General features: G+C 43.2%; 26 protein-coding genes. 6 read left to right on the forward strand and 20 right to left on the reverse strand.

What is annotated here, in order from left to right:
* Positions 1-49: 49 nt before the first annotated feature.
* Positions 50-727 carry a metal-dependent hydrolase gene (locus ACSBL2_RS26425; RefSeq protein ID WP_442589548.1) on the forward strand — a complete coding sequence of 226 codons (678 nt, stop codon included), beginning with the start codon at positions 50-52 and terminating at the stop codon, positions 725-727.
* Positions 728-861: 134 nt separating this feature from the next.
* On the opposite strand, the gene polA is transcribed toward ACSBL2_RS26425, so the two are convergent.
* The 6 genes from polA to trmB form a co-directional block, all read right to left on the reverse strand.
* A complete protein-coding gene (gene polA / locus ACSBL2_RS26430) occupies positions 862-3,675 on the reverse strand; it encodes a DNA polymerase I (protein ID WP_442589549.1) in 2,814 nt (937 codons plus the stop codon).
* Positions 3,676-3,777: 102 nt separating this feature from the next.
* Positions 3,778-4,473, reverse strand: a complete 696-nt coding sequence (locus ACSBL2_RS26435; protein ID WP_442589550.1) for a CPBP family glutamic-type intramembrane protease — start codon at positions 4,471-4,473, stop codon at positions 3,778-3,780.
* Entirely contained in the window at positions 4,470-5,042 is a 573-nt protein-coding gene (locus ACSBL2_RS26440; RefSeq protein ID WP_442589551.1) for a DNA-3-methyladenine glycosylase I, read from the reverse strand. Before ACSBL2_RS26440 ends, ACSBL2_RS26435 begins: the two co-directional genes overlap by 4 nt.
* Positions 5,043-5,059: 17 nt before the next feature.
* Entirely contained in the window at positions 5,060-5,401 is a 342-nt protein-coding gene (locus ACSBL2_RS26445) for a carboxymuconolactone decarboxylase family protein (RefSeq protein ID WP_442589552.1), read from the reverse strand.
* 18 nt (positions 5,402-5,419) lie between these two features.
* Entirely contained in the window at positions 5,420-5,746 is a 327-nt protein-coding gene (locus ACSBL2_RS26450) for an MGMT family protein (RefSeq protein ID WP_442589553.1), read from the reverse strand.
* Positions 5,747-5,756: 10 nt separating this feature from the next.
* Positions 5,757-6,407 carry a tRNA (guanosine(46)-N7)-methyltransferase TrmB gene (gene trmB / locus ACSBL2_RS26455; protein WP_442589554.1) on the reverse strand — a complete coding sequence of 217 codons (651 nt, stop codon included), beginning with the start codon at positions 6,405-6,407 and terminating at the stop codon, positions 5,757-5,759.
* Between the two features lie 98 nt (positions 6,408-6,505).
* Between trmB and fcl the strand changes: the two genes are divergently transcribed.
* Positions 6,506-7,441, forward strand: a complete 936-nt coding sequence (gene fcl / locus ACSBL2_RS26460; protein WP_442589555.1) for a GDP-L-fucose synthase — start codon at positions 6,506-6,508, stop codon at positions 7,439-7,441.
* Between the two features lie 91 nt (positions 7,442-7,532).
* A complete protein-coding gene (locus ACSBL2_RS26465) occupies positions 7,533-8,465 on the forward strand; it encodes a hydrogen peroxide-inducible genes activator (protein ID WP_442589556.1) in 933 nt (310 codons plus the stop codon).
* Positions 8,466-8,586: 121 nt separating this feature from the next.
* On the opposite strand, the gene ACSBL2_RS26470 is transcribed toward ACSBL2_RS26465, so the two are convergent.
* From ACSBL2_RS26470 to ACSBL2_RS26480, 3 genes are all read right to left on the reverse strand, one after another.
* Positions 8,587-9,192: a superoxide dismutase gene (locus ACSBL2_RS26470; protein WP_442589557.1), complete on the reverse strand. Its 606-nt coding sequence runs from the start codon at positions 9,190-9,192 to the stop codon at positions 8,587-8,589.
* Positions 9,193-9,275: 83 nt separating this feature from the next.
* On the reverse strand, positions 9,276-9,749 hold the full coding sequence (locus ACSBL2_RS26475) for a nucleoside deaminase (protein WP_442589558.1): 474 nt from the start codon (positions 9,747-9,749) through the stop codon (positions 9,276-9,278).
* Positions 9,750-10,085, reverse strand: coding sequence for a tRNA-binding protein (locus ACSBL2_RS26480; protein ID WP_442589559.1), 336 nt, complete (start codon positions 10,083-10,085; stop codon positions 9,750-9,752). It abuts the gene before it with no gap.
* 92 nt (positions 10,086-10,177) lie between these two features.
* On the opposite strand from ACSBL2_RS26480, the gene ACSBL2_RS26485 reads away from it, so the two are divergent.
* Positions 10,178-11,365, forward strand: a complete 1,188-nt coding sequence (locus ACSBL2_RS26485) for a class I SAM-dependent rRNA methyltransferase (protein ID WP_442589560.1) — start codon at positions 10,178-10,180, stop codon at positions 11,363-11,365.
* 109 nt (positions 11,366-11,474) lie between these two features.
* Positions 11,475-12,386, forward strand: a complete 912-nt coding sequence (locus ACSBL2_RS26490) for a bestrophin family protein (RefSeq protein WP_442589561.1) — start codon at positions 11,475-11,477, stop codon at positions 12,384-12,386.
* A 97-nt stretch (positions 12,387-12,483) separates the two neighbouring features.
* Here the strand turns inward: ACSBL2_RS26490 and ACSBL2_RS26495 are convergent, their stop codons facing one another.
* The 5 genes from ACSBL2_RS26495 to ACSBL2_RS26515 form a co-directional block, all read right to left on the reverse strand.
* The gene (locus tag ACSBL2_RS26495) at positions 12,484-13,539 is read right to left on the reverse strand and encodes a nucleoid-associated protein (RefSeq protein WP_442589562.1); all 1,056 of its coding nucleotides are present in this window, start codon (positions 13,537-13,539) and stop codon (positions 12,484-12,486) included.
* Positions 13,540-13,622: 83 nt separating this feature from the next.
* Positions 13,623-14,411 (reverse strand): TerC family protein, encoded by a 789-nt coding sequence (locus ACSBL2_RS26500; RefSeq protein WP_442589563.1) that lies wholly within the window; start codon positions 14,409-14,411, stop codon positions 13,623-13,625.
* A 102-nt stretch (positions 14,412-14,513) separates the two neighbouring features.
* Complete coding sequence (locus ACSBL2_RS26505; RefSeq protein ID WP_442589564.1) at positions 14,514-15,818, reverse strand: hypothetical protein; 1,305 nt, start codon at positions 15,816-15,818, stop codon at positions 14,514-14,516.
* Positions 15,815-16,342: a hypothetical protein gene (locus ACSBL2_RS26510; RefSeq protein WP_442589565.1), complete on the reverse strand. Its 528-nt coding sequence runs from the start codon at positions 16,340-16,342 to the stop codon at positions 15,815-15,817. Before ACSBL2_RS26510 ends, ACSBL2_RS26505 begins: the two co-directional genes overlap by 4 nt.
* Positions 16,332-16,889 carry an RNA polymerase sigma factor gene (locus ACSBL2_RS26515; RefSeq protein ID WP_442589566.1) on the reverse strand — a complete coding sequence of 186 codons (558 nt, stop codon included), beginning with the start codon at positions 16,887-16,889 and terminating at the stop codon, positions 16,332-16,334. The genes ACSBL2_RS26510 and ACSBL2_RS26515 overlap by 11 nt, the downstream gene beginning before the upstream one ends.
* A gap of 148 nt (positions 16,890-17,037) precedes the next feature.
* Between ACSBL2_RS26515 and aspS the strand changes: the two genes are divergently transcribed.
* Positions 17,038-18,783, forward strand: coding sequence for an aspartate--tRNA ligase (aspS, locus tag ACSBL2_RS26520; protein ID WP_442589567.1), 1,746 nt, complete (start codon positions 17,038-17,040; stop codon positions 18,781-18,783).
* Between the two features lie 68 nt (positions 18,784-18,851).
* Here the strand turns inward: aspS and ACSBL2_RS26525 are convergent, their stop codons facing one another.
* The 6 genes from ACSBL2_RS26525 to ACSBL2_RS26550 all read right to left on the reverse strand — a co-directional run bounded on the left by ACSBL2_RS26525 (position 18,852) and on the right by ACSBL2_RS26550 (position 23,564).
* On the reverse strand, positions 18,852-19,298 hold the full coding sequence (locus tag ACSBL2_RS26525) for a hypothetical protein (RefSeq protein ID WP_442589568.1): 447 nt from the start codon (positions 19,296-19,298) through the stop codon (positions 18,852-18,854).
* Positions 19,285-19,665 (reverse strand): phage holin family protein, encoded by a 381-nt coding sequence (locus ACSBL2_RS26530; protein WP_442589569.1) that lies wholly within the window; start codon positions 19,663-19,665, stop codon positions 19,285-19,287. Before ACSBL2_RS26530 ends, ACSBL2_RS26525 begins: the two co-directional genes overlap by 14 nt.
* Before the next feature lie 52 nt (positions 19,666-19,717).
* Positions 19,718-19,984 carry a YtxH domain-containing protein gene (locus ACSBL2_RS26535; protein WP_442589570.1) on the reverse strand — a complete coding sequence of 89 codons (267 nt, stop codon included), beginning with the start codon at positions 19,982-19,984 and terminating at the stop codon, positions 19,718-19,720.
* A gap of 62 nt (positions 19,985-20,046) precedes the next feature.
* On the reverse strand, positions 20,047-21,099 hold the full coding sequence (locus ACSBL2_RS26540) for an AI-2E family transporter (protein ID WP_442589571.1): 1,053 nt from the start codon (positions 21,097-21,099) through the stop codon (positions 20,047-20,049).
* Between the two features lie 9 nt (positions 21,100-21,108).
* Positions 21,109-22,512, reverse strand: coding sequence for a sigma-54-dependent transcriptional regulator (locus ACSBL2_RS26545; RefSeq protein WP_442589572.1), 1,404 nt, complete (start codon positions 22,510-22,512; stop codon positions 21,109-21,111).
* Positions 22,513-22,781: 269 nt separating this feature from the next.
* Entirely contained in the window at positions 22,782-23,564 is a 783-nt protein-coding gene (locus ACSBL2_RS26550; RefSeq protein ID WP_442589573.1) for an enoyl-CoA hydratase/isomerase family protein, read from the reverse strand.
* Positions 23,565-23,636: the final 72 nt, after the last annotated feature.

A 23,636-nucleotide genomic window follows, 5' to 3' on the forward strand; every position in this document is an offset into this window, starting at 1 on the left:
TAAGGGATGCCTTTAAGAAATTAAAATTTACAAAAAATAATATAAACTGATGAAGTACACTTATTACGGCCAGTCCTGCTTTCTTTTGGAAGCAGATGGAAAGAAGTTCCTTTTTGATCCATTTATTACGCCGAACCCAAAGGCAGCAGAAATTGATACGAAAGCTATTGAAGCAGATTATATCCTGGTAAGTCACGGACATGGTGACCATGTTGCCGATCTTGAACTGCTGGCAAAGCAAACAGGTGCATTGGTAATCACCACTCCTGAAGTTGCGGACTGGGCAGGAAAACAGGGCATCACGAATATCCATCCGATGAATTTTGGCATCACTAAATTTGATTTCGGAAAAGTACGTATGGTATGGGCTACACATTCCAGCTCTATGCCTGATGGAAGTTACGGTGGCAATCCAGCCGGTTTTGTCCTGGAGCTTGAAGGCAAAACAGTCTATTTTGCAGGCGATACTTCACTGAATGCAGATATGAAACTCCTGGCAGATTTATATACGCTGGATTATGCGATCTTACCCATAGGCGGAAACTATACCATGGATGTAGACGATGCACTGATCGCAACGAAATATATCAACTGCGACCGTGTGATTGGGGTACATTACAATACTTTCCCTGTCATCGAAATCGATACAGAAGAATCTGTTGCAAAATTTAAAAGAGAAAACAAACAGCTGCTCTTACCTGCAATCGGGGAGACGATAGCTTTGTAATTATTGCTAATACACACATTTGTGGAAAACCTGTGGTGTCAGTTGAAAACTGACAGGGAGGAAAACAAAATTGATCAAACGAAAATGGAGTCTATAAGAGACTCCATTTTCGTTTATCTATCTTTGCAGCAACATTAATGTGCAGCAAGCCAGGTCTCACCCACGCCAATCTCCACTTCAATAGGCACCGTAGTTTTAATCGCTGTCTTCATCCGGTGACTGATAATTTCCTTCATCACCTCTACTTCCGATTTCAGCACATCAAACACGAGCTCATCATGCACCTGCATGGTCATCTTCGACTGCAATTTCCTGTCAATAATATCCTGGTGGATATTGATCATGGCAATCTTAATCATATCAGCCGCAGAGCCCTGTATCGGCGCATTGATTGCATTTCGCTCCGCAAAGCCACGTACCGTCTGGTTCGCCGAATTGATATCCCTTAAATACCTTCTTCTGCCCATTATGGTCTGCACGAATCCATTTTCACGGGCAAAGTTCATCGTATCTGTCATGTATCTTTTGATGCCCGGATACTGTGTAAAATACTGTTCGATAATCTCTGCAGCTTCCTTACGTGGAATACCCAGGTTCTGTGACAAACCAAAGGCCGACTGACCATAGATAATTCCAAAGTTTACCGCCTTCGCATTGCGCCGCTGTGTAGAAGTCACCTCTTCAATATTGATCCCGTACACCCTGGCAGCTGTAGCGGTATGGATATCAATACCATTATTAAAGGCATCCAGCATATTTTCTTCCTTGCTGATATCAGCAATAATCCTGAGCTCAATCTGCGAATAATCTGCCGAAAGCAACACATGGTCATTATCTCTCGGAATAAAAGCCTTACGGACTTCCCTGCCGCGTTCTGTACGGATAGGAATATTCTGCAGGTTAGGATTATTTGAACTGAGTCTTCCCGTTGCCGCCACCGCCTGGTTGTAGCTGGTATGCACACGTCCGGTTTTAGGGTTGATCAGCAATGGCAAGGCATCTACATACGTAGATTTTAACTTCTGCAGCTGACGGAAGTCAAGGATATCCTTTACGATATCACTTTTGCCCGCCAGGGCAAGGAGAACATCTTCCCCGGTTTGGTACTGCCCGGTTTTTGTCTTCTTCGCCTTGGGATCCAGCTGAAGTTTATCAAATAACACCTCTCCCAGTTGTTTTGGCGAAGCCAGGTTAAAGACACAACCTGCTTTGTCATAAACCAATTGTTCGAATTTCCGGATATCCAGTTCCAGTTCTTTGGAATAATTGATCAGGGTGTCCATATCAATCCGCACACCCTCCTTTTCTATATCCGCAAGGACATACACCAACGGGTTCTCTATCGTATTGGCCAGTTCTTCTGCATTGAGGTTTTTCAACAGCGGTTTGAACACCTGTGCAAGCTGCAGCGTCACGTCTGCATCTTCCGCAGCATAGTTGACCACTGTTTCCACAGGCACATCTCTCATTGTCAGCTGATTTTTACCTTTAGGCCCGATCAGGGTAGTAATAGAAATGGGTGTATATCCCAGGTAGTTCTCTGACAACAGGTCCATGTTATGCCGCGTATCAGGGTCAATCAGGTAATGGGCAAGCATGGTATCAAAAAGCTTCCCTTTCACCTGTACGCCATACCATTTCAGGATCAGGATATCATATTTGATATTCTGCCCTGTTTTAGCAATATTTTCATTTTCCAGCACCACACGAAATTCATCCACAATGGCCTGCGCCTCTTCCCTTTCGGCCGGAACAGGAATGTACCAGGCCTCCCCCTGTTGAACCGAGAACGACAATCCAACCAGATCTGCAAGGTTGGCATCTGTACCCGTTGTTTCTGTATCAAATGATATATTTTCCTGCGAAAGCAGCAAATCGATTAATATGCTGCGTTTTTCCTGCGTATCAATCAGGTGATAACTTGGCTGGGTATCCAGAATAGTTTTCGCTGTTGAAGGCTGTTCAAAGGCATTGGGAAGTTCTTCAAAAGTCTTTGGTTTACTTTGCGGAAGATCGGTAACATTTCCAAACAGGTCGGTCTGCTGGGAGACATTTGTCTTTCCATCAACGGCACTAAAACCATCTCCAAAGACCCTTCTGCCCAAGGTTCTGAACTCCAGTTCGGCAAATAAAGGTTCCAGCAACTGGCGGTCCGGTTCTTCCAGGATTAAAGTCGATTCATCGAACTCCACCGGCACATTCAGGATAATCGTTGCCAGCTTTTTGGAAATGATTCCCTGTTCAGCGAAGTTTTCTACATTCTCTTTTTGCTTCCCTTTTAACTGGTGGGAGTTGGCAATAATATTTTCGACAGATCCATATTGCTTAATCAGCGATTTGGCCGTCTTTTCGCCTATGCCGGGAATACCAGGGATATTATCTACCGCATCACCCCATAAACCAAGGATATCGATCACCTGTTCCACATGTTCAATATCCCATTTGGCCAGGACTTCCGGCACGCCCATAATTTCCATCTCATTGCCCATTCTCGCAGGCTTGTAAATAAAAATATTCTCTGATACCAGCTGAGCGAAATCCTTGTCAGGCGTCATACAGAAAACCTGGAATCCTTCCCGTTCTGCTTCTTTTGCCAGCGTGCCGATAATATCATCTGCTTCAAAACCATCCTTGGTAATCACAGGAATCTTAAAGCCTTCAATCAATTTAAAAATATAGGGAAGTGCAGCCACCAGATCTTCAGGCATGGCCTGTCTGTGCGCCTTGTAAGCAACAAAATCAGTATGTCTTTCAGTAGGTGCTTCTGTATCAAAAACTACCGCGATATGACTTGGTTTTTCTTTCTTCAGTACTTCCATTAAGGTATTTGCAAAGCCCATGACCGCCGAAGTATTGATACCTGTGGAGGTAAATCTTGGGGTTTTACTTAATGCAAAATGCGCCCTGTAAATCAGCGCCATACCGTCAAGCAGGAAAAGTCTTTTCATTGAGATGTTGTTTATTTTGCTTGTAATTATTGTTTTCCGGCCAGAAGGCCATCTCACAAAGTTAACATCTGCGCGGTATCAAACCTAATCGCCATCTGTCTTTTAATATTTTGAAAAAAGCAATAATGCAGGCAGGAAATTATACATCGCATGGAGCGCAATGGCATACTTCAGTCCGTAATTCATACGGGTGTAACCGAAAATCAGTCCCACCGCCAGCTGGGGCAATGTATATAAAAGCCCTGCGGGCAGCAAGGTAATTCCCTGTTCGAAATTCTGTAAATGGATCAATCCGAAGCACAGTGCCGTAAAATGAAAATGCCAGGGGAATATTTTCTCCCAGAACTGAAATTTACGGCTTACACTTTGTGGAAGGGTAAGCCTGTAAGCGATAAAAAGAAGGAAGAAAATCACAGGACTGAGAAGGAAGCCCCAGGAGGATTTCAACACGGCAGAAAGTATGGCGCCAGCAATATAGGAGACAAAGAGCAACATTCCGGTAAACCGTCGCAATTGTGCCCGGAACAGGAGTTCCTCAGCAACAGGTGCCCAAAGGATGGGACCGGCAAGCAGCATATAAGGAGCATAGCTTTTACCCTCCAGCAAGGAAGGCCCTGGGGCAGGGATCACCTTCAGGCCAATCAGTATTCCCGTCAGCATCCCTCCTGTTATTCCTGCGAAGAGGCAGATCAGGGTAAGCTGAAACAAAAGTACTCCGGGCTTTTCTACCTTCCGGGGAAGATGGACAAGCCGAGGATGGTTCAGGTAGCTTTTGATGTCCTCAATTAATTCAATCATGCTTCATGACACATGCAGCCCTGTACATGGTCATTGACCATTCCTGTTGCCTGCATGTGTGCATAACAGATCGTTGTTCCAAAGAATTTAAATCCGCGCTTTTTCATGTCTTTGCTGATGGCATCTGAAATCGCTGTCCGGGCCGGAACTTCTGCAAGCGACCTGAAATGGTTCACCAGCGGCTTCCTGTCAGGCATAAATCCCCAGAGGTAATCTGCAAAGGAGCCGAATTCCTGCTGCACCCTGATAAATAACCGCGCATTGCTGATGGCAGAATTTACCTTGAGCCTGTTCCGTATAATTCCGGTATCCTGCATCAGCCGTTCCACATCAGCCTCATCAAATGCCGCAACCCTTGCCACATCAAAACCGGCAAATGCCTTACGGTAATGTGCTCTTCTTTTCAGAATGGTAATCCAGCTTAAGCCTGCCTGTGCCCCTTCAAGGATCAGGAACTCAAATAAAATCTGGTCGTCATACACCGGCTTTCCCCACTCCTCATCGTGGTATTTGATGTAGAGCGGATCATTTCCGCACCATCCGCATCTCTTTATTTCAGGCTGGAGCATAAGTTCTTCAATGGTCCTTACAGACTTAATTCATCCCAATACTCAACTGCCCTGCGGTAATGCGGGATCACAATCGAACCACCGACCAGGTTTGCAATCATAAATACTTCATTGATCTCCGGGTTCGTTACCCCCTCATCGAAACACTTTTCCAGGTGATATTTGATGCAATCATCGCAACGCAAAACCATGGAGGCAACCAGTCCCAGCATTTCCTTGGTTTTTACATCCAGTGCACCTTCTGCATAAGTAGTGGTATCGAGTGCAAAAAACCTTTTTATATTGGTATTTGCAGTTTCCATGATCCTGTCGTTCATCCTGGAACGGTAATCATTAAATTCTTCTACTAATTGTCCCATTATATCTTTTTCTTTTATTTATAACTCTTGTGCAGGATCCCAGAAATGGGTCTTAAAATTCTGGATTTTGTCTTCTTTAATGATCAATCCTTCATTTTCCAGCAGTTCCTGCATCAGGTCAGGTGTCGCAAAATGAAACTTCCCGGTCAGCAGACCGTTGCGGTTGACCACCCGGTGTGCCGGTATTTTAGGGACGATACCATGTGCGTTATTCATGGCATAGCCCACGAGCCGCGACGATCCTCCGGCACCCAGGCTTTTCGCTATAGCACCATAACTGGTTACCCTTCCTTTAGGGATAAGGCGTACAATCTCATAAACCTGGTCGTAGAATGATGGCTCCATGGTCATTAATTTAGGTTAAAGAAAACTGAATATAGTTGATATTTTTATCCTGTTTCAAATAAATCCTTTCGTAATGTGTTTTTATCTTCAAGACCTCATCATAAAATTCTGAGGTATATAAATGGGCTGTCTTTGCATAACAGGGCAATCCCAGTTCTTCTACTTTTTCCACCGTATACTGGTACAGTCCGTCATTATCTGTTTTAAGGTTTACTTTACCGCCAGGTTTCAAAAACGTTTTGTATTTAGCCAGGAATCCTGGGAAAGTCAGGCGTTTTTTCTCCCGGCTATCCTGTGGCTGAGGATCAGGAAAAGTGATCCATATTTCATCCACTTCAGCTTCCGCGAAATATTCCATGATATCTTCAATCTGAATACGCAAAAAGGCAAGGTTAAGGATACCCTCATCCACACCTGTCCTGGCACCTCTCCAGATCCGGTTTCCTTTTAAATCTACGCCAATAAAGTTTTTTTCAGGGAAAAACTTAGCCATGTTGACGGAATACTCTCCCTTACCGCAGGCCAGTTCCAGCACGATCGGATGATTGTTTTTAAAATGTGCTGAGGCCCATTTGCCCTTCAGTACTTTGCCTTCTTCCATCTGGTATACATTGGGAAATGTATCTATTTCAGCAAACTGTCTTAATTTATTCTTACCCACGCTAGTCTTATTATTTTGAAGCAAAAATACAATTTAATCTTCTCTTAGCGTTGGCCGTTTTTATTCGTATTTTTGATTTAAAATTAAAATCATCTACAGTGGAAAAAAGTGCAAAAATTTACATCGCCGGACATCGGGGGATGGTGGGTTCAGCCATTCACCGCAAATTAGTTGAAGAAGGTTATTCTTCCATCATCACCAGGACTTCTGCAGCGCTGGATTTACGTGACCAGCAGGCGGTAGCCGACTTCTTCGCTTCAGAAAAACCTGATTATGTTTTCCTTGCTGCGGCTAAAGTTGGTGGCATTGTTGCCAATAATACCTACAGGGCAGATTTCCTCTATGAAAACCTGGCCATACAGAACAATGTAATCCACCAGTCGTATCTCAACGGGGTAAAGAAACTGATGTTCCTTGGTTCCAGCTGTATCTATCCGAAACTGGCTCCGCAGCCCTTGAAAGAAGATTCACTGCTGACCGGCCTGCTGGAAGAAACCAATGAACCTTATGCCATTGCCAAGATTGCAGGGATAAAAATGTGTGATGCCTATCGCGACCAGTATGGATGTAATTTCATTTCCGTAATGCCCACAAACCTGTACGGTTATAATGACAATTACCATCCGCAAAATTCCCATGTGCTGCCGGCCCTCATCCGCAAGTTTCATGAAGCAAAAGAGCACCATACCCCTGTGGTTACCGTTTGGGGATCAGGATCGCCCATGAGGGAATTTCTGTTCGCTGATGACCTTGCTGATGCCTGTTACTTTCTGATGGAAAATTACAATGAGCCCCACCTGATCAATATTGGTACCGGAACAGACCTGACCATCAAAGACCTGGCCCTGCTGGTTAAAAAAGTGACCGGCTATGAAGGAGATCTTCAGTTCGATACCACTAAACCAGATGGCACCCCAAGAAAACTGATGGATGTGTCTAAGTTACACGCCCTGGGATGGAAACATCAGGTTGAACTGGAAGAAGGAATAAAACTGGCCTATGCCGATTTTCTGGGCAAAGAAATCACAGCATAGAAACAACAGGGTTTTGTAAAGAAAGTCCTGTATAAAATACTTATCATAGCTAAAGTTTATATCTTTACAAAAGAACATAAACTTTAGCTATATGACACTGGTACAACTCGAATACATCGTGGCTGTTGATACCTACAGAAGTTTTGTAGGTGCGGCAGAAAAATGTTTTGTTACCCAGCCTACACTGAGTATGCAGGTACAAAAGCTGGAAGAGATGTTGAATGTCAAGATCTTCGACCGGAGTAAACAACCGGTAGTCCCAACTGAAATAGGCTCGCAGATTATAGAGCAGGCCAGATATGTACTCCAGGAGAGTCAGAAGATCAAAGAGATCATCAGCAGTCAGCAACAGGATATCGTAGGAGAACTTAAAGTTGGAATTATCCCTACTGTAGCTCCTTATCTCCTTCCACGCGTGATTTCTGCCATGATGGAAAAGTATCCTGACCTTAAATTACTGATCTGGGAATACACGACGGAAGATATTATCCACCATTTAAAGACCGGCGTGCTGGATTGTGGTATTCTTGCCACGCCGCTTGCGGATAATTCCATTGCGGAAATCCCCATGTATTATGAGAATTTTGTTACCTATATCAGTAAAAACAGCAAGCTCTTTAAGAAGAAAACGATTGATGCCAACGACCTGGAAGAGGAGAACATATGGTTGCTGAACGAAGGGCATTGTATGCGTTCCCAGGTACTCAATATCTGCAGGTCTACAAAGGACAGCCGTTTACAGGGTTTGACCTATAATACCGGAAGCGTGGAAACATTGATTCGCATGGTCGATGTAAATAATGGGGCCACCCTGTTACCGGAACTTGCATTAGAAGAGCTGACCACCAAACAACTCGCGAAAGTGCGGTCCTTTAAGTCGCCGGAACCGGTCAGGGAAATCAGCCTGGTGACCCATAAAAACTTCATCAAGAAAAGAATGCTGAATGCACTGAAGGAAGAGATCCTGACAATCATCCCTAAAACCATGAAACAGAAGAAAAAGAAAGATGTGATCGGGGTATAAAAAATCGGGATATCAAGAAAAAACCCGTTATTTCCATCTGAACTTTTACAGTCAGTCAGGAAATAACGGGTTTTTTCTTGATATCAATGATCCGGGATCAGCCGGTTCAAAAGGATTTTACTTATGCTTTTTTGAAGCGTTCAGCAACAGCATCCCAATTGACTACATTCCAGAAAGCGGCAATGTAATCAGGACGTTTGTTCTGGTATTTCAGGTAATAAGCGTGTTCCCAAACATCCATTCCTAAGATTGGCGTACCTTTAACTTCAGCAATATCCATTAATGGATTATCCTGGTTAGGTGTAGAAGAAACGAACAATTTACCGTCAGCACCAACGCTCAACCAAGCCCATCCTGAACCAAAACGGGTAGCACCTGCTTCAGCAAATTTAGTTTTGAAGTCAGCGAAAGAACCGAAAGCAGCTTTAATCGCCTCAGCTAATTCTCCTGTTGGCTCTCCACCTTTGTTATGTCCCAATACTTCCCAGAATAAAGAGTGATTGTAGTGGCCACCACCATTGTTTCTTACTGCTGCAGGAAATTTAGAAATGTTTTTGATAATTTCATCAAGACTTTGTGTCGCTTCAGGTTTACCCTCTAAAGCTTTGTTTAAATTAGTTACATAAGCCTGGTGATGTTTATCATGGTGAATCTCCATGGTAGTTTTATCGATATGCGGTTCTAGTGCATCTGTTGCGTAAGGTAACGCAGGTAATTCAAAAGCCATACTATTATTATTTAAGTTGTAATTTATTTCTCAGAGACAAATATAACATTCGAACATTAAGTTTTGTTCAATACTTTGTCAAGTTAACCACGTTTATTTTCAAAAAACCTTTTCATTAAGGTGGCACATTCCAGGGCAAGGACTCCTTCCCTCAATTTTGTTTTCGGGTGCAGCAGGCTCCCTCCTTTAGAACGGAAGCCTCTTTTTTCTTCCGCAGCCCCATACACAATGGTACCGATCTGTGTCCAGTAACTGGCTCCGGCACACATCACACAAGGTTCAACCGTAACATACAAGGTACAATCCTTTAAATACTTCCCGCCAAGGGTTTGGCTCGCTGCTGTAAAAGCCTGCATTTCCGCATGTGCCGTCACATCATTCAACTGTTCCGTCAGGTTATGTCCGCGTCCTACGACCCTCCCCCGGCTCACAATCACTGCCCCTATAGGAATTTCTTCAATATCATAAGCTTTCTGTGCTTCCTGTAAAGCCATCCGCATATAATGCTCATCTTCCTTAGCGATGTCATTCCCTTCTTCAAAATTATAATAACTCATCTAACACATTTTACTGCCGTTGGGCACCTTACCCTTCAGCGTCGTTAACACAATAGCTCCATTTTCATCCGCAAAACCGGTGACCAGGAATTCCGACATGAACTTCCCAATCTGTTTCCTGGGAAAGTTGGTGACCCCGACGATCTGCTGACCGATCAGTTCCTCCGGTGTATAATGCTGCGTGATCTGCGCACTGCTCATCTTTATTCCATATTCCCCGAAATCTACCTTCAGCTTATATGCTGGCTTTCGTGCCTCAGGAAAGGTAATGACTTCCAGGATTGTTCCTGCACGCAGGTCAACTTTTTCAAAATCAGTCCAGTTTATTTCTTCCATTTTCTTTGCTTGTCGTCTGTAGCAGCTAAAATTACAAATCTTCATCCTATAAATCTCCTTTTAACCCTATCGCTTTTTATTACCTTTGCAGCATGATTGATGTAGTACTTAAAAAAGGTAAAGAGAAAGCAGCTTTACAGAGACACCCATGGATTTTTTCCGGTGCCATAGATAAAGTAAAAGGACAGCCTGTAAATGGAGAAGTAGTCAAAGTTTTTGGCGCCGACAAATCTTTCCTTGCCTATGGGTACTATAACAACCAGTCCAGGGTAGCCGTACGTTTGCTGGAATGGCAGGAAGACCAGGAAATCAACAAATCATGGTATCAGCAGCGAATTAAAGAAGCTATTGCAGCAAGGGGGCATGTACTCAAAAATGAAGAGACCAATACCTGCCGGCTGGTATTCAGCGAGGCCGACTTCTTACCGGGGCTGATTGTAGATAAATATGCAGATTTCCTTTCCCTGCAGATCCTGAGTGCCGGAATGGAGAACATCAAAGCAGACCTCATTGACATCCTGAGGGAGGAACTTCATCCCCTGGGTATTTTTGATAAGAGTGATGCCAATGCACGGACACATGAAAACCTGGAAGTTTCACAGGGTTTATTATGGGGCGAAACACCTCCGGAATTTGTGGAAGTAAAAGAGAATGGAGTATTGTATCATATCAATATCGCTGACGGACAGAAATCCGGGTTTTACTGCGACCAGCGTGATAACCGTGAAATCCTTGCCGCTTATACGAAAGATAAAACTGTGCTCGACTGCTTCTGTTACAGTGGAGGTTTCACCTTAAACAGCCTGAAACAAGGCGCAAGGGAGGTGACCAGTGTGGACAGTTCGGGATTGGCCATCGAAACACTGCAACACAACCTGGGATTGAATGGTTTTGCACAGGACCGGCAGATCAGTATCCAATCGGACGTCAATAAACAATTGCGCGCTTTTAAAGACGAAGGAAAAACATTTGATGTCATCATCCTCGATCCGCCGAAATATGCACCTTCAAGGTCTGCCCTGGACAGGGCTGCACGTGCTTACAAAGATTTAAACCGCCTGGGTATGCTGTTGCTGAATAGCGGCGGAATCCTGGCTACCTACTCCTGCTCAGGAGCGGTAGACCTGGAGACTTTCAAGCAGATTATAGCCTGGGCTGCACTGGATGCAGGAAAAGAAGTACAGATCATTAAACAGTTCCACCAGCCGGAAGATCATCCTGTGCGCATATCTTTTCCGGAAGGGGAATACCTGAAAGGTTTATTACTAAGAGTGCTGTAGTTTCTCCTTGTAGGAAAGTACACGATAAAAGGCATGTACCGTTAAACAATTACGGATTTCAATTGTAAATTTATAATATACATTTTATAACACACAATAAAAGAATGACATGCTCATAGCACAGAATATAAAAATTAGCCGAATCCTGAGAAACACGTGGCAGGTAGACATCATCATGATTGTCTCCTGTACCGGAGCCTACCTTGTACGTGAATTTCTGATTAAACATCATTTTGAAATCCCTTCTATTATCCCTACCGTTTTAGGTACAGCCATTGCATTTTTCGTGGGGTTTAACAATAACCAGGCCTATGACAGGTGGTGGGAAGCAAGGAAAGTATGGGGAGCTTTAGTCAATGATTCCCGCTCCTGGGCACGTAGTGTCATTACTTACTTTTCCCAGAAAGAGATGGACGACCAGGCTTTCCATGAGTTAAAAAACAGGCTGGTATGCCGGCATATTGCATTTTTATATGCCCTGAAAGCCGCCCTAAGGGGAGCTGTGGATGAAACCTATCGCCAGTACCTTGACGAAGGAGACCTGGAGCAGATTAAACACCATTCCAATATACACAATGCCATCCTTACCCTGCAATCCCGTGAACTCCAGGAACTGACAGATAAGGGAATGATTGACGGCTTTCGTTTCATGGAAATGAACCAGTTGCTGGTGAAGTTTTCTGACGAAATGGGAATGTCTGAACGGATCAAAAACACGGTGTTCCCCACGACCTATAATTACTTCACCAAAGTCTTCATCTGGTTGTTTGTCGTTTCCCTGACACTCGTGATCAGCCAGTATGCCGGACCATGGTCGATCTTCCTGGGCTGGCTCGTGGGCTTTGTCTATGTATCTACACAGATCAATGGAATGAGCCTGATCAATCCTTTTGACAACAATTCCGCAGCGATACCATTGAACCAGATTACAAGGACCATCGAGATCAACCTCCTCCAGATGATTGGTGCAGCAAGGGTTCCAAAACCAGTGCTGCCGATCAACGAAGAATACATCCTGTAAAGACAAATATACGATCGAACTTTTCAGGTAGATACCCACGCAAAGGGGCTGTTCATTTCTCATGAACAGCCCCTTTGTGATATAAGGAACAGAAAAATTATTCCTCTTCTTTAAAATAAACTTTATAATAATTCATCGACTTATCATCATCAAAACCTTTTTCGATAAGGTCTTTATCTCCATGAATATAAATATGGAAGTTTTTATCCAGTTTTAAGACGCTTTTAAATGCCCTGGACTGCTTCTTAACGGCTGCACCAGAAATTTCAAAGGTGTCCTGTATTGCTGTGTCAAATTCATCTTCATAGCTCTTTTTATAGTTTTTGAAGGATTCAATCCCATCCGGATTACCGATCACCTCCTGTGAGAATTCATCCAGGTCAAAGCTTTCCTTTTCCTTGAAATATTTCATTGATTTATTCAGGAGGTCAATCTTATCTGCCTTGGAAATGTCGAATTCGTCATCCAGCTTTTCGGTGACAAAATTCTTATACACCCCAAGGACATTATTGGTCTGGTTGTAATTGTCATTCCTCACTTTCAGCTTCAGGAATTCATCCTTCCAGTATACGGCCTCTGCGCTACGGTTGGTCTGGTCAATGACGGCTACCTTAAATCCTTCTTCCCCTTCGGTATTAAAGATCAGGCAACCTTTATCCAGCTTGCTGATATTAATTGCTCCTTCTTCATAGCTCAGACCAAAACCTGCTTCTTCCGGATAAACCTTCAGGTAGGTTTCTTTCGTCTCCGATTTAAAAATGCCTATGGCATCATGTAAATCACCTTCTATCTGTACGTTTTCGAAGTAAGCGACATACAGCTCCCCTGCCTTTATTTTGGGGTGGCTGGAAATCTCGTACAAATGTTTTGCCAGCTGCTTGCTGTTTTCATGGAAAGTAGATCCATCCTTGAAAATCTTATCGGCAAAGTGGTAAACCTCATTTAAATTCAGGTCATCATTGGTGTGAAAAAAGCGATAGATCTCATTTACCTTCTCATAGGGACTCAGGAAATACTGGATCAGCAGGTTCTTCAATGTTTCATCCTGGATCTGTAAAGAAGCCTCAGATAACACATAAAATTCATCCTGCGCTTTATTTCCAATGCGATGTATAGAAAGCTCTGCCAGAGAAGCTTCAAAAAAAGTGATCATAGTGCTGCCGATTTTTATGTCGTAAAAACTGTAAAAATACCTTTTAGGAATGGAATCCCTTACAGAAATCTGAATTTTTGAAATCAGGCTTTGTTCCCGTCCTGCGGACTATTTCTAAGCTTTACCGGTGTTTTGGTATTTTTCTTCATCTTCAGGTTCAGCATCTCTACGAGGATAGAGAATGCCATTGCGAAATAGATGTATCCTTTAGGGATGTGCTGGTCAAGTCCTTCGGCAAGCAGGGAGACCCCAATCAGCAAGAGAAAGGAAAGGGCCAGCATTTTAACGGTAGGGTGATTATTCACAAAATTACTGATGGCATTGGCAGAAAACATCATAATGATGACTGCAATAATCACCGCAGCGATCATTACCTCTACATGTTCTGCCATTCCGATGGCAGTGATTACCGAGTCTAAAGAGAACACCACATCCAGGATCAGGATCTGAATAATGACCCCTGCAAAAGAATGGACTTTTGCCTTGCCTTCCTCATCTTCTTCCCCTTCCAGTTTAAGGTGGATCTCATGGGTACTTTTATAGATCAGGAATAACCCGCCCAGGATAAGAATAAGGTCTCTGCCTGAAATAGCCAGTTTTTCCAGCCATTCTTTGTTATCCAGGCTTATCCATTCCCCTATATTGAACAAAGGGGAGGTTAAGCTCATCACCCAGCTTAGGGAGAGTAGCAACAGCACCCTGGTAATCATGGCCAGCCCCAAACCAAGCTGCCTTGCTTTCTTTTGCTGCTCTTGCGGAAGCTTCCCTGAAAGGATGGAGATAAAGACAATATTGTCGATACCCAATACGATTTCCAACAGGGTAAGTGTCAGGAGCGAGATCCAGGCTTCAGGGGTGCTAAAAAATTCCATATAGGTGCTGATTTGGGGAGCTAAGTTATAAAAAAAGCTTGCTGAATCTCAACAAGCTTGATATAGAAATAGTTTTAACAGCAGTATATTTTTCTGCAATGGCTATTTGAAAACAATTGAGCCGTATTCTGCCTTAATCCTCAGTGAAGCCCCGGCACCATTCCCCATTTTCCCGAAGTAACGCTTAGTAGAGGAATCGTCATCACCAGATTCTACCCTGGCTTTTACGTTCGAACCATACTTAAAGGATCCGTATTCCCTGCTGACAATAAAATCGGCATTATACCCATCTGCAAATCCTAAATTGATGTCCACATATTCCGCATCCACATTCAACACCTTACAGCCGGAACCAATATCATTGATATTCAAATTATTATAGCTCATGTTAAAATTTCCATCCCCCCTTAAGGTACCCACTGCAACTCCGGTGTATTCCGCACGGAGATTCAGTTTGCCGACCGAACCGATCCTGATCGAATTGTATTCCTGTTTGATGGTCGCATTTCCCCTCACTGTACCAATATTGGCATTCGCATACTGAATATTCAAATCAAGGTTATTTACCCCTCCAACGGTTAAGCCACCACCGTACTGTTGTTTAATAATGGCATCTCCCTTCACATTGGTAATGTTGACCCCAACATATTGCACATCCAGGTCCAGCGTACCTACAGTTCCCAGCACGACACCAGCACCATACTCATGCCTGACCACCCCTTTGTTTAACTCCGCAATATTTGTCTTCCCATATTGCACTGAAATGTAGTTATTGGTTCCTGACAGGTTTCCCGCTACAAAATTACCATACTGCACCTTTGCAGAAAGCGGGCCGGCAAAATTACCCATGGTCACGCTCCCGAATTCCTGAGAAACCGTCAGCGCATTCACAGCAGGCATATACACCACATATTCAACCTTCACGTTTCTGTTTTTATTCCTGCCCCATCCGCTACTTCTATTGATATTGGTTTTGCAGGAAATGACATCTGCATTCCTGTTTAGGGAAATACCGACTTCATCAATAATCCGTTGTGCCTCCTTGTCATTGCTGCTGTTGGCGATCACGTCTATATCGATCTTCACTTCTTTCCGGTCCCACACTTTGATCACCACACTGCCAAATTGATTGCTCAGGTTAACTTTATCATTTCGGTCTACCGTAAAGGTTTTGCTGATGATCCTGCGCAGCCCCTGGTCATCTGAGGATTTTATATCCTGAAGCTGGTCATCCTGACCTCCCTTTGTTCTTTCCGTATCACGCACAGTAGTGGTGGAACGCTGGCCCTCCACCTTTGTATTCAGCGCATAATCGATATCAACCGATACTGTTGGCTGTATCGCTGTCTGTGCATAAGCCCTGCCAAAGAAGCATAACACAGCACTTACCAAAACTAGATTTTTCATATGCTATTCTCCTTTTTAATTTGGCTTACTTCATTAATGATGGACAACTGCTGACTCACCACCTGCAATTGAATTTCCAGGTTCCTTGCCATCGCTTTCACTACCAGTTGCTGGTTCGGACTTCCTGTGAGCTCTTTTTTAAGCTGATCATAGGCTGTCTGTAATTTCTGCAGGTCGGCACTGAACTTATCATACAGCTTGGGGTTCGATTTTGCATAGACCTGGAGGCTGTCCCTCTTCTCTTCGATCAACCCGGCAAACCGCAGTTCCTTTTTTGCATACCCGGGACTCACATCCGCCAGGTCTATATCCCTTTTCTGTGCAGGCTTAAGATAAAGGAAGGCAATGGCGAGCAACACTATAAAAGACGAAGCAATCCCTATCCACAAAGGCAGACTAATTGTTTTTTTTTGTTGCTGCTGTGTCAATTGCTGATCCAGCTTCTCCCATAATTTTGACGAAGGCCTATCGTCATCAAAGGCCTTCTTATTTTCCTTGATAAAATCTTCTAATTTAATACCCATCTCTTACTCCTTTCTTTTCCATACTACTTTTCAACTTTGCTTTCGCCCTCAGTAACTGCGAACGCGAGGTGTTCTCTGATATCTTTAAGATATGTGCGATCTCTTCATGATCATATCCTTCAAAAAGATAGAGTGTCAGCACGACCCTGTATCCATCAGGCAATAAACGTACTGCCGCTTTTATTTCTTCTACCTTCCATTGCAGGTCTTCCTCCTCTTCATTAACCCGCTCTGCAACATCCAGCCCTTCCAGACTCACAAACTCTGCCTTTCTTTTCCTAAGGCAGTTGATCGACTTGTTGATCACGATCTGTTTCAGCCAGAGGCCGAAGGTGGTATCTCCCCTGAAATCAACTATTCTCGTAAAGGCTTCCAGAAAAGCCTCCTGTAACACATCCTCTGCTTCATCTTCCTCATTTACAATCCGCAGTGCAGCACTGTACATAGCACGCTCATACAATTTGTACAATTCAAATTGTGCTTTTCGGCTTCCTTTACGGCAGTCGTTGACCAGTCCTATATTTTTGTCTATGTATACTGCTTCCACTGTTTTTCTTATTCGTTATAAATGACACAATGATTTTTGAAACGTTGCACCTTTTATGAAAAAACTTATGAATATACCATGCTAAATCAATAAGCCCTTGAAATATATGGGGCAAAATCAATATTTTTGCGACTTAATCCGATTGAAAATGTTAAGAACAACAACTTGCGGAGCCCTGAACATTGAGAATTTAGGCGAGAACGTAGTCCTGTGCGGTTGGGTACAGAAATCCAGAGATTTGGGAGGAATGACTTTTATTGACATCCGTGACCGTTATGGGATCACCCAGTTGGTTTTCAATATGGATGATAATCCTGACCTGTGTGAAGCTGCCCGCAGCCTGGGTCGTGAGTTTGTCATCAAAGCCAGTGGCTTAGTAGTAGAACGTACCAATAAAAACCTTAAAATACCAACAGGAGAAGTAGAAATAAAAATTACTGCCCTGGACATATTAAACGCTTCCAAAATCCCTCCTTTTCTCATTGAAGATGAGACGGATGGAGGTGATGACTTAAGAATGAAATACCGTTACCTGGACCTGCGCAGAAACCCTGTGAGAAACAACATGGTACTGCGCCACAGAATGGCTCAGTCGGTAAGAAGATACCTGGACAACCTTGACTTTATAGAGGTGGAAACGCCTGTTTTGATTAAATCGACACCGGAAGGTGCGCGCGATTTTGTGGTACCAAGCCGAATGAATGCAGGTGAATTTTATGCTTTGCCGCAGTCGCCACAGACCTTCAAACAGTTGCTGATGGTTTCCGGATTCGACCGTTATTTCCAGATTGTTAAATGTTTCCGTGATGAAGACCTGCGTGCAGACAGACAACCGGAATTTACACAGATAGACTGCGAGATGTCTTTCATTGAACAGGAAGATATCCTGAATACCTTTGAGGGACTGATCCGTACCTTATTTAAAGAGGTGAAGAATTTTGACCTGCCTGAAGTACCGAGGATGCAATACGCTGATGCCATGCGCTGGTACGGTTCAGATAAACCGGATACCCGTTTTGACATGAAGTTTGTGGAATTGAATGAACTGGTAAAAGGCCATAACTTCCCTGTATTTGACAGTGCAGAATTGGTGATAGGCATCAATGCGAAGGGCTGTGCGCATTTTACGCGTAAACAGCTGGATGAGCTTACCGATTTCATTAAACGTCCGCAGATCGGCGCTACAGGCCTTATTTACTGCAGACATAACGGAGATGGTTCTATCAAATCTTCAGTAGATAAATTCTATGATGAAACGGCACTTCAAGGCTGGGCTGAAGCTTTGCAGACTGCGCCGGGCGACCTGATGCTGATCATGGCTGGCACGACAGACAAAGTGCGCAAGCAGTTAAGTGAACTTCGCCTGGAAATGGGCAGCAGGTTAGGTTTACGTGATAAAAATGTATTCAGTGCCCTTTGGGTACTCGATTTCCCGCTGTTGGAATGGGATGAGGAATCAGCACGTTACCATGCCATGCACCATCCCTTCACTTCACCAAAGCCAGAAGACATTCCTTTACTGGATACCCATCCGGGTGAGGTAAGGGCCAATGCCTATGATATGGTAGTCAACGGTACTGAAATTGGTGGCGGATCTATCCGTATCCACGACCGTACTTTACAGGCACTAATGTTCAAACACTTAGGGTTTACACCGGAAGAGGCACAAAAACAATTCGGCTTCCTGATGGATGCTTTTGAATTTGGCGCTCCTCCGCATGGTGGTATTGCCTTCGGGTTCGACCGTCTGTGTTCTATTTTTGCCGGCCTGGACAGTATTCGTGATGTCATTGCCTTCCCGAAAAACAATTCCGGAAGAGATGTGATGATCGATAGTCCATCTACCATCGACGAAAAACAGTTGAAAGAACTTAAGATAAAAACGGACTTATAACCTGGTCCGTTACCCCATAAAAAAAGGAAGCTGCGAGGCTTCCTTTTTTTATGGGGTAATATCTGTTGTTAAAACGTCTCACTATCGGGTGGAATCCCGTAATCTACATAGGCTGCGGAGGCTTTCTCTTTCTTTTTTTCCGATCCAAACAGTCCTTTTACGCTATTAAAAATAGAGGTCAGGCTTGAGGCATCAAGTGATTTGCCCACTTTACTGGTGGCAAGGCCAACCAGTGTTTTCGTGAGAAATCCTGATCCCCTGAAAATAGTGCTGTTCATTAACAGCGGCAAGGCCATAGACATCACCTTGCTGGTCAGATTCAGCTTATCGTCAGTTTTTAACAGGGAAGAAGAAGTAAAATATTTCTTGAAAAGGTGTCCCGGTGTAAATTGCTTTGCATACACAACAACATCCTCTTTAAGGGCTACTTCCTTCATTTTATAATCTACTTTGAGACTAATCATCCTCACCTGCAGGTCATGCAGGTTATTAATTGCGTAACTATTTTTGCTCATCTTCCTCGTCCTCCTCTTGTAGTTTACTGAAATATTTTTTGATGGTAAAATTAACAATAGCCTTTTCTATGAATTTATCCTTTGCAAAGAAGACAACTACGGCCAGCAACAGATAAATTAAGGAGACGGCACCAAAACCAGCGGTATAGCTGTGGAAAAGGTCGGACAGAAAAAGTGCCAGTGTTACGGTACCAAATAAAAAGGCCAGTGAAAAAAACAGGATCACCACCACATTGGTAACCAGATCTGCAAATATTTTTGATGCCCTTTTTACAAGAAACAAGCGCATATATTCAACACGCATGTCCAGGTACGTTCTGGCTTCTGAGATAATCTCCTCAAAATTCTTCTCTTTCTTCTCCTCCATTGGTGTGATTTTTAACAGCGTTATGTATTTATTCTAATCTACTGACAGATGCTTAGGCATGCTCTATATCATCAGCAAATTCTTCTTCCACTTCGTTTACTTTTCCTTTCACTGAAGTAACTACCTTATCTCTGAGTTGAGTGAGGTGCTCAATTTCTTCTGCTGCCCTGTCTTTGATAGAATCGCCCAGATCTTTTAAAGACTGACTCAATCTATCTCTTGTTTCACTACCTTTATCAGGAGCAAACAATAAACCCAATGCAGCCCCTGCTGCCAAACCTGTTAGAAGACCAATTAATACTTTTGAATTATCGTTCATGACTTTAGTTTTTATGTTTAAAATTTAATTGTGTAAGAGATGCTGGCAACCTGTTACTACTTTTATAACTCGTCGGGTTCAGAAATTGTTTTAATTCTTTCCAATCTTTCTGAGGCCATAGCACTGGTTTCATATATTTTGATCAAAAGTATAAAATAAGACAGTAATAAAGGGCCAAAAACAAGGCCTAATATTCCAAAAAGGGGTATTCCTATGACTACGCCAATGACGGTGATGATAGGGTGGATATTCCCGACCTTCTTGGCAATCACAAAGCGGATCACATTATCGATATTGATAATGACCACGAAGCCAAAAATCAGCATTGCCCATCCCCCGAAATTATTCCCCCCGGCAATCTGCAGCAAGGCAGCAGGCACAAAAATAACAGGAGGCCCCAATACAGGGACAAAGGAGATGAATGCGGTAATCACTCCCCAGAAGACAGGGTCATTAAAGCCGAGGACAAAAAAAGACAAGCTCAATAAGGATCCCTGGACCAATGCAATAAATCCCTGTCCGAGTACATTTGCATAAGTGGTATTCCTCATCTCTTCCGCAAAACGGTAAGCATTTTGTGTCCGGAATGGTGCATATTTGATCAATGCATTTTCAAAGCGCTCCCGCTCTACCAGCATAAAATAAACCAGGAAACACATCAGCAGTAAGCCCAGGACAATATTGAATGCTCCGGAAATCAGGGATGGAAAAAGTTCTGTAGCCCAGGTTCCTGCCTTCCTCAGTCCTTCTTCAATCAGTTGTTGCGACTCGGTTCCAACAGGCACCAGCTGTTTTAACTTGAAAAGCAGGTTTTTAAAGTAAATGTGATCACTTTGTAATTCATTGATCTTCTCAATGACCATGGTGCTTAACCCATAAAAAGGCAGGATAATGAGCACAACGGAAATAAAAAGCAATAAAATAGCGGAAAAACTCCTGTTCAGCTTTTTGTCTTCCACCAGATAAATAAATCCGGGACGAAGGATCGTGAACAATACCAGTGTACTTAAGATAGATCCGAAAATTCCCTGCAACGAATAGGCAATAATACAACCCAGGGCAATAATGATGACCAGGTTAATGATATTCCTTTGTTTATAGGTGAATAAGGACATTCAGGGTATTTAAGTATCGAGGTTAATGGCTTTCATTTTGTTATAAAGTGTTTTCCTGTCAATATTGAGGATTTTGGCTGCTTTTGTTTTATTGAAGTTCACTTCCCTGAGTACTTTTAAAATGGCATCATATTCTGCCTCTGATGCTGCATTTTTCAGGTCTCTCGACTTTTCAGGATTGCGGTGAATCACTTTTTCTATAGCAGTGACCTTGGCATCAGTAGAAATCTCCAGGGGCAATGCTTTCAACTGGATCTCATCTGTTTCGGTTAACAGGGTTGCTCTTCTGACTACATTTTTCAGTTCCCTGACATTTCCAGGCCAGCTGTACGTAAGAAAACATTCCTCCACATCTTTGGAAAAACCGGTAATATTTCTTTTCAACTCATCATTGGCAAAGTCAAGGAAGGTCCTGGCAAAGATCATGATATCTTTTCCACGCTGGCTTAAAGGGGGAAGGTCAATAGAAAACTCATTGAAACGGTGGTATAAATCTTCCCTGAAACGGCCCTTTTGAATAGCAGCACCAAGATTTTCATTGGTGGCGACAATTATACGCACGTCAAGGTCAATTTCTTTGGTACTTCCTATGCGTTTGATCTTGCGTTCCTGAACCGTCCTTAATAAAGCGGCCTGAATCTCATACGACAGGTTCCCCACTTCATCAAGAAAAAGTGTTCCCCCGTTAGCCATTTCAAAATGACCTATTTTTGTATTTAATGCGCCTGTGAATGATCCCTTTTCATGACCAAAAAATTCACTTCCTGCAAGCTCTTTAGTGAGTGAGCCGCAGTCCATTGCCACAAAAGGGTTATCCCTTCTCGGACTATTCAGGTGAATTGCTTTAGCCACAGACTCTTTTCCTGTACCGCTCTCCCCCATCAGGATGACACTGTAAGAGGTAGGTGCCACCAGTTGAATCTGTTTCAGCAGCTCTTTCGAGGCAGGGCTTTGTCCTGCTACAAAATTCTCTACATGGTTATAAACGGGTACACGCGGGGCCTTAACTTTTGGCGCATCCTGTCTTTCCACAGAAATATCATTCAATGCTACCTGTGTATCTATCGCCTTATTGATTGTATTTAATATTTCGTCGGGATATAATGGCTTGGTGATATAATCATATGCCCCCAGCTTGATCAGCTCCACAGCAAGTTTGATATCAGAATAACCGGTAATAATAATCACGCCGGTCTGAGGATAGCTCTCCTTAATTTTAATCAGAATTTCCTTACCGTCAGTATCTTCCAACCGATAATCACACAACACAAGATCATATGATTCCTTTGCCAGATATTCCTGGGCAGAAAATCCGCTTGTCGCAGTATCCACGGCAAAGCCATTCCTGGTTAAGAATTTAGACAACAGTAATCCTATATTTATCTCATCATCAACTATTAATATTCTTTTCATATTCGGCACCTGTTCTGAAAAATATAATTCGATGATAAATATAAAGAATTATTTTATATGGGAAATATTTTCTACACTATTATGTATAAAATACCCCCATTTTTTGATGAAATGTGTCAAAATTTATATTAAAACAGTATTCAATTCATATCCGCTACTTTCCACCAGTAGCGTAATGGGTCTTTAGTGGTGATAAAGTCAGCTTAATTTTATAGCCAATCGTTGTGTGATTTAAAAACCAGGAGAATTTCAACCGCGGTCACCGTACTTTAGTGCCCTTTAAAAACAGCCTTTCTTTTCTCCAGAAAAGCCGATGCCCCTTCTTTAAAATCCTGCGTACCGAAACACTTTCCGAATGCTTCAATTTCGATTTCAAATCCATTCTGCCCATCCGTGCCAGCCGCATTTATGGCTTTGATTGCTGCTGATACCGCAAGTGGTGCCCGCAGTTTTATTTTATTTAATATTTCCTCTGCTTTCCCAATTAGTTCAGCAAGAGGGACTACCGCATTTACCAATCCTATGCGCTCTGCTTTTTCTGCAGAAATCATATCGGCGGTAGTGATCATTTCTATAGCCCTGCCTTTTCCGACCAGAGCAGTAAGCCTTTGTGTTCCTCCATAACCCGGAATGAGGCCTAAAGTAACTTCCGGCAAACCCATCTTCGCCGTATCGGCAGCAATCCTGATATGGCAGGCCATAGCGAGTTCCAGTCCCCCGCCCAAGGCAAACCCATTGATTGCGGCCACCACTGGTTTGGTACAGTTTTCTATTGCATCAAATACAGTTGCATGTCCATTCCTCGCCAGTGTTTCTCCCTGTTCCACCGTATAGGAAGAAAATTCTGAAATATCGGCACCGGCAACAAATGCCTTTTCTCCCGCTCCCGTTAACAGGACTCCCCTCACCTCATGACTTTGCGTCGCAAATGCAATGGCATCGGCAAGTTCAGTCAATGTGTCTTTGTTTAAGGCATTTAATTTCTGTGCCCTGTTGATGGTGATGTAAAGTATGTTTTCCCTGAGTTCGGATAAGATATGCTGATAAGTCATGTTTAAAATATTAATTGAAAAACTGAGTCAATATTCGTTTAAAAATTCCGGTTTTCAAAAATCCCGTCCGTG

The sequence above is a fragment of the Pedobacter sp. AW31-3R genome (genome assembly GCF_052180285.1).
Taxonomy (GTDB): domain Bacteria; phylum Bacteroidota; class Bacteroidia; order Sphingobacteriales; family Sphingobacteriaceae; genus Pedobacter.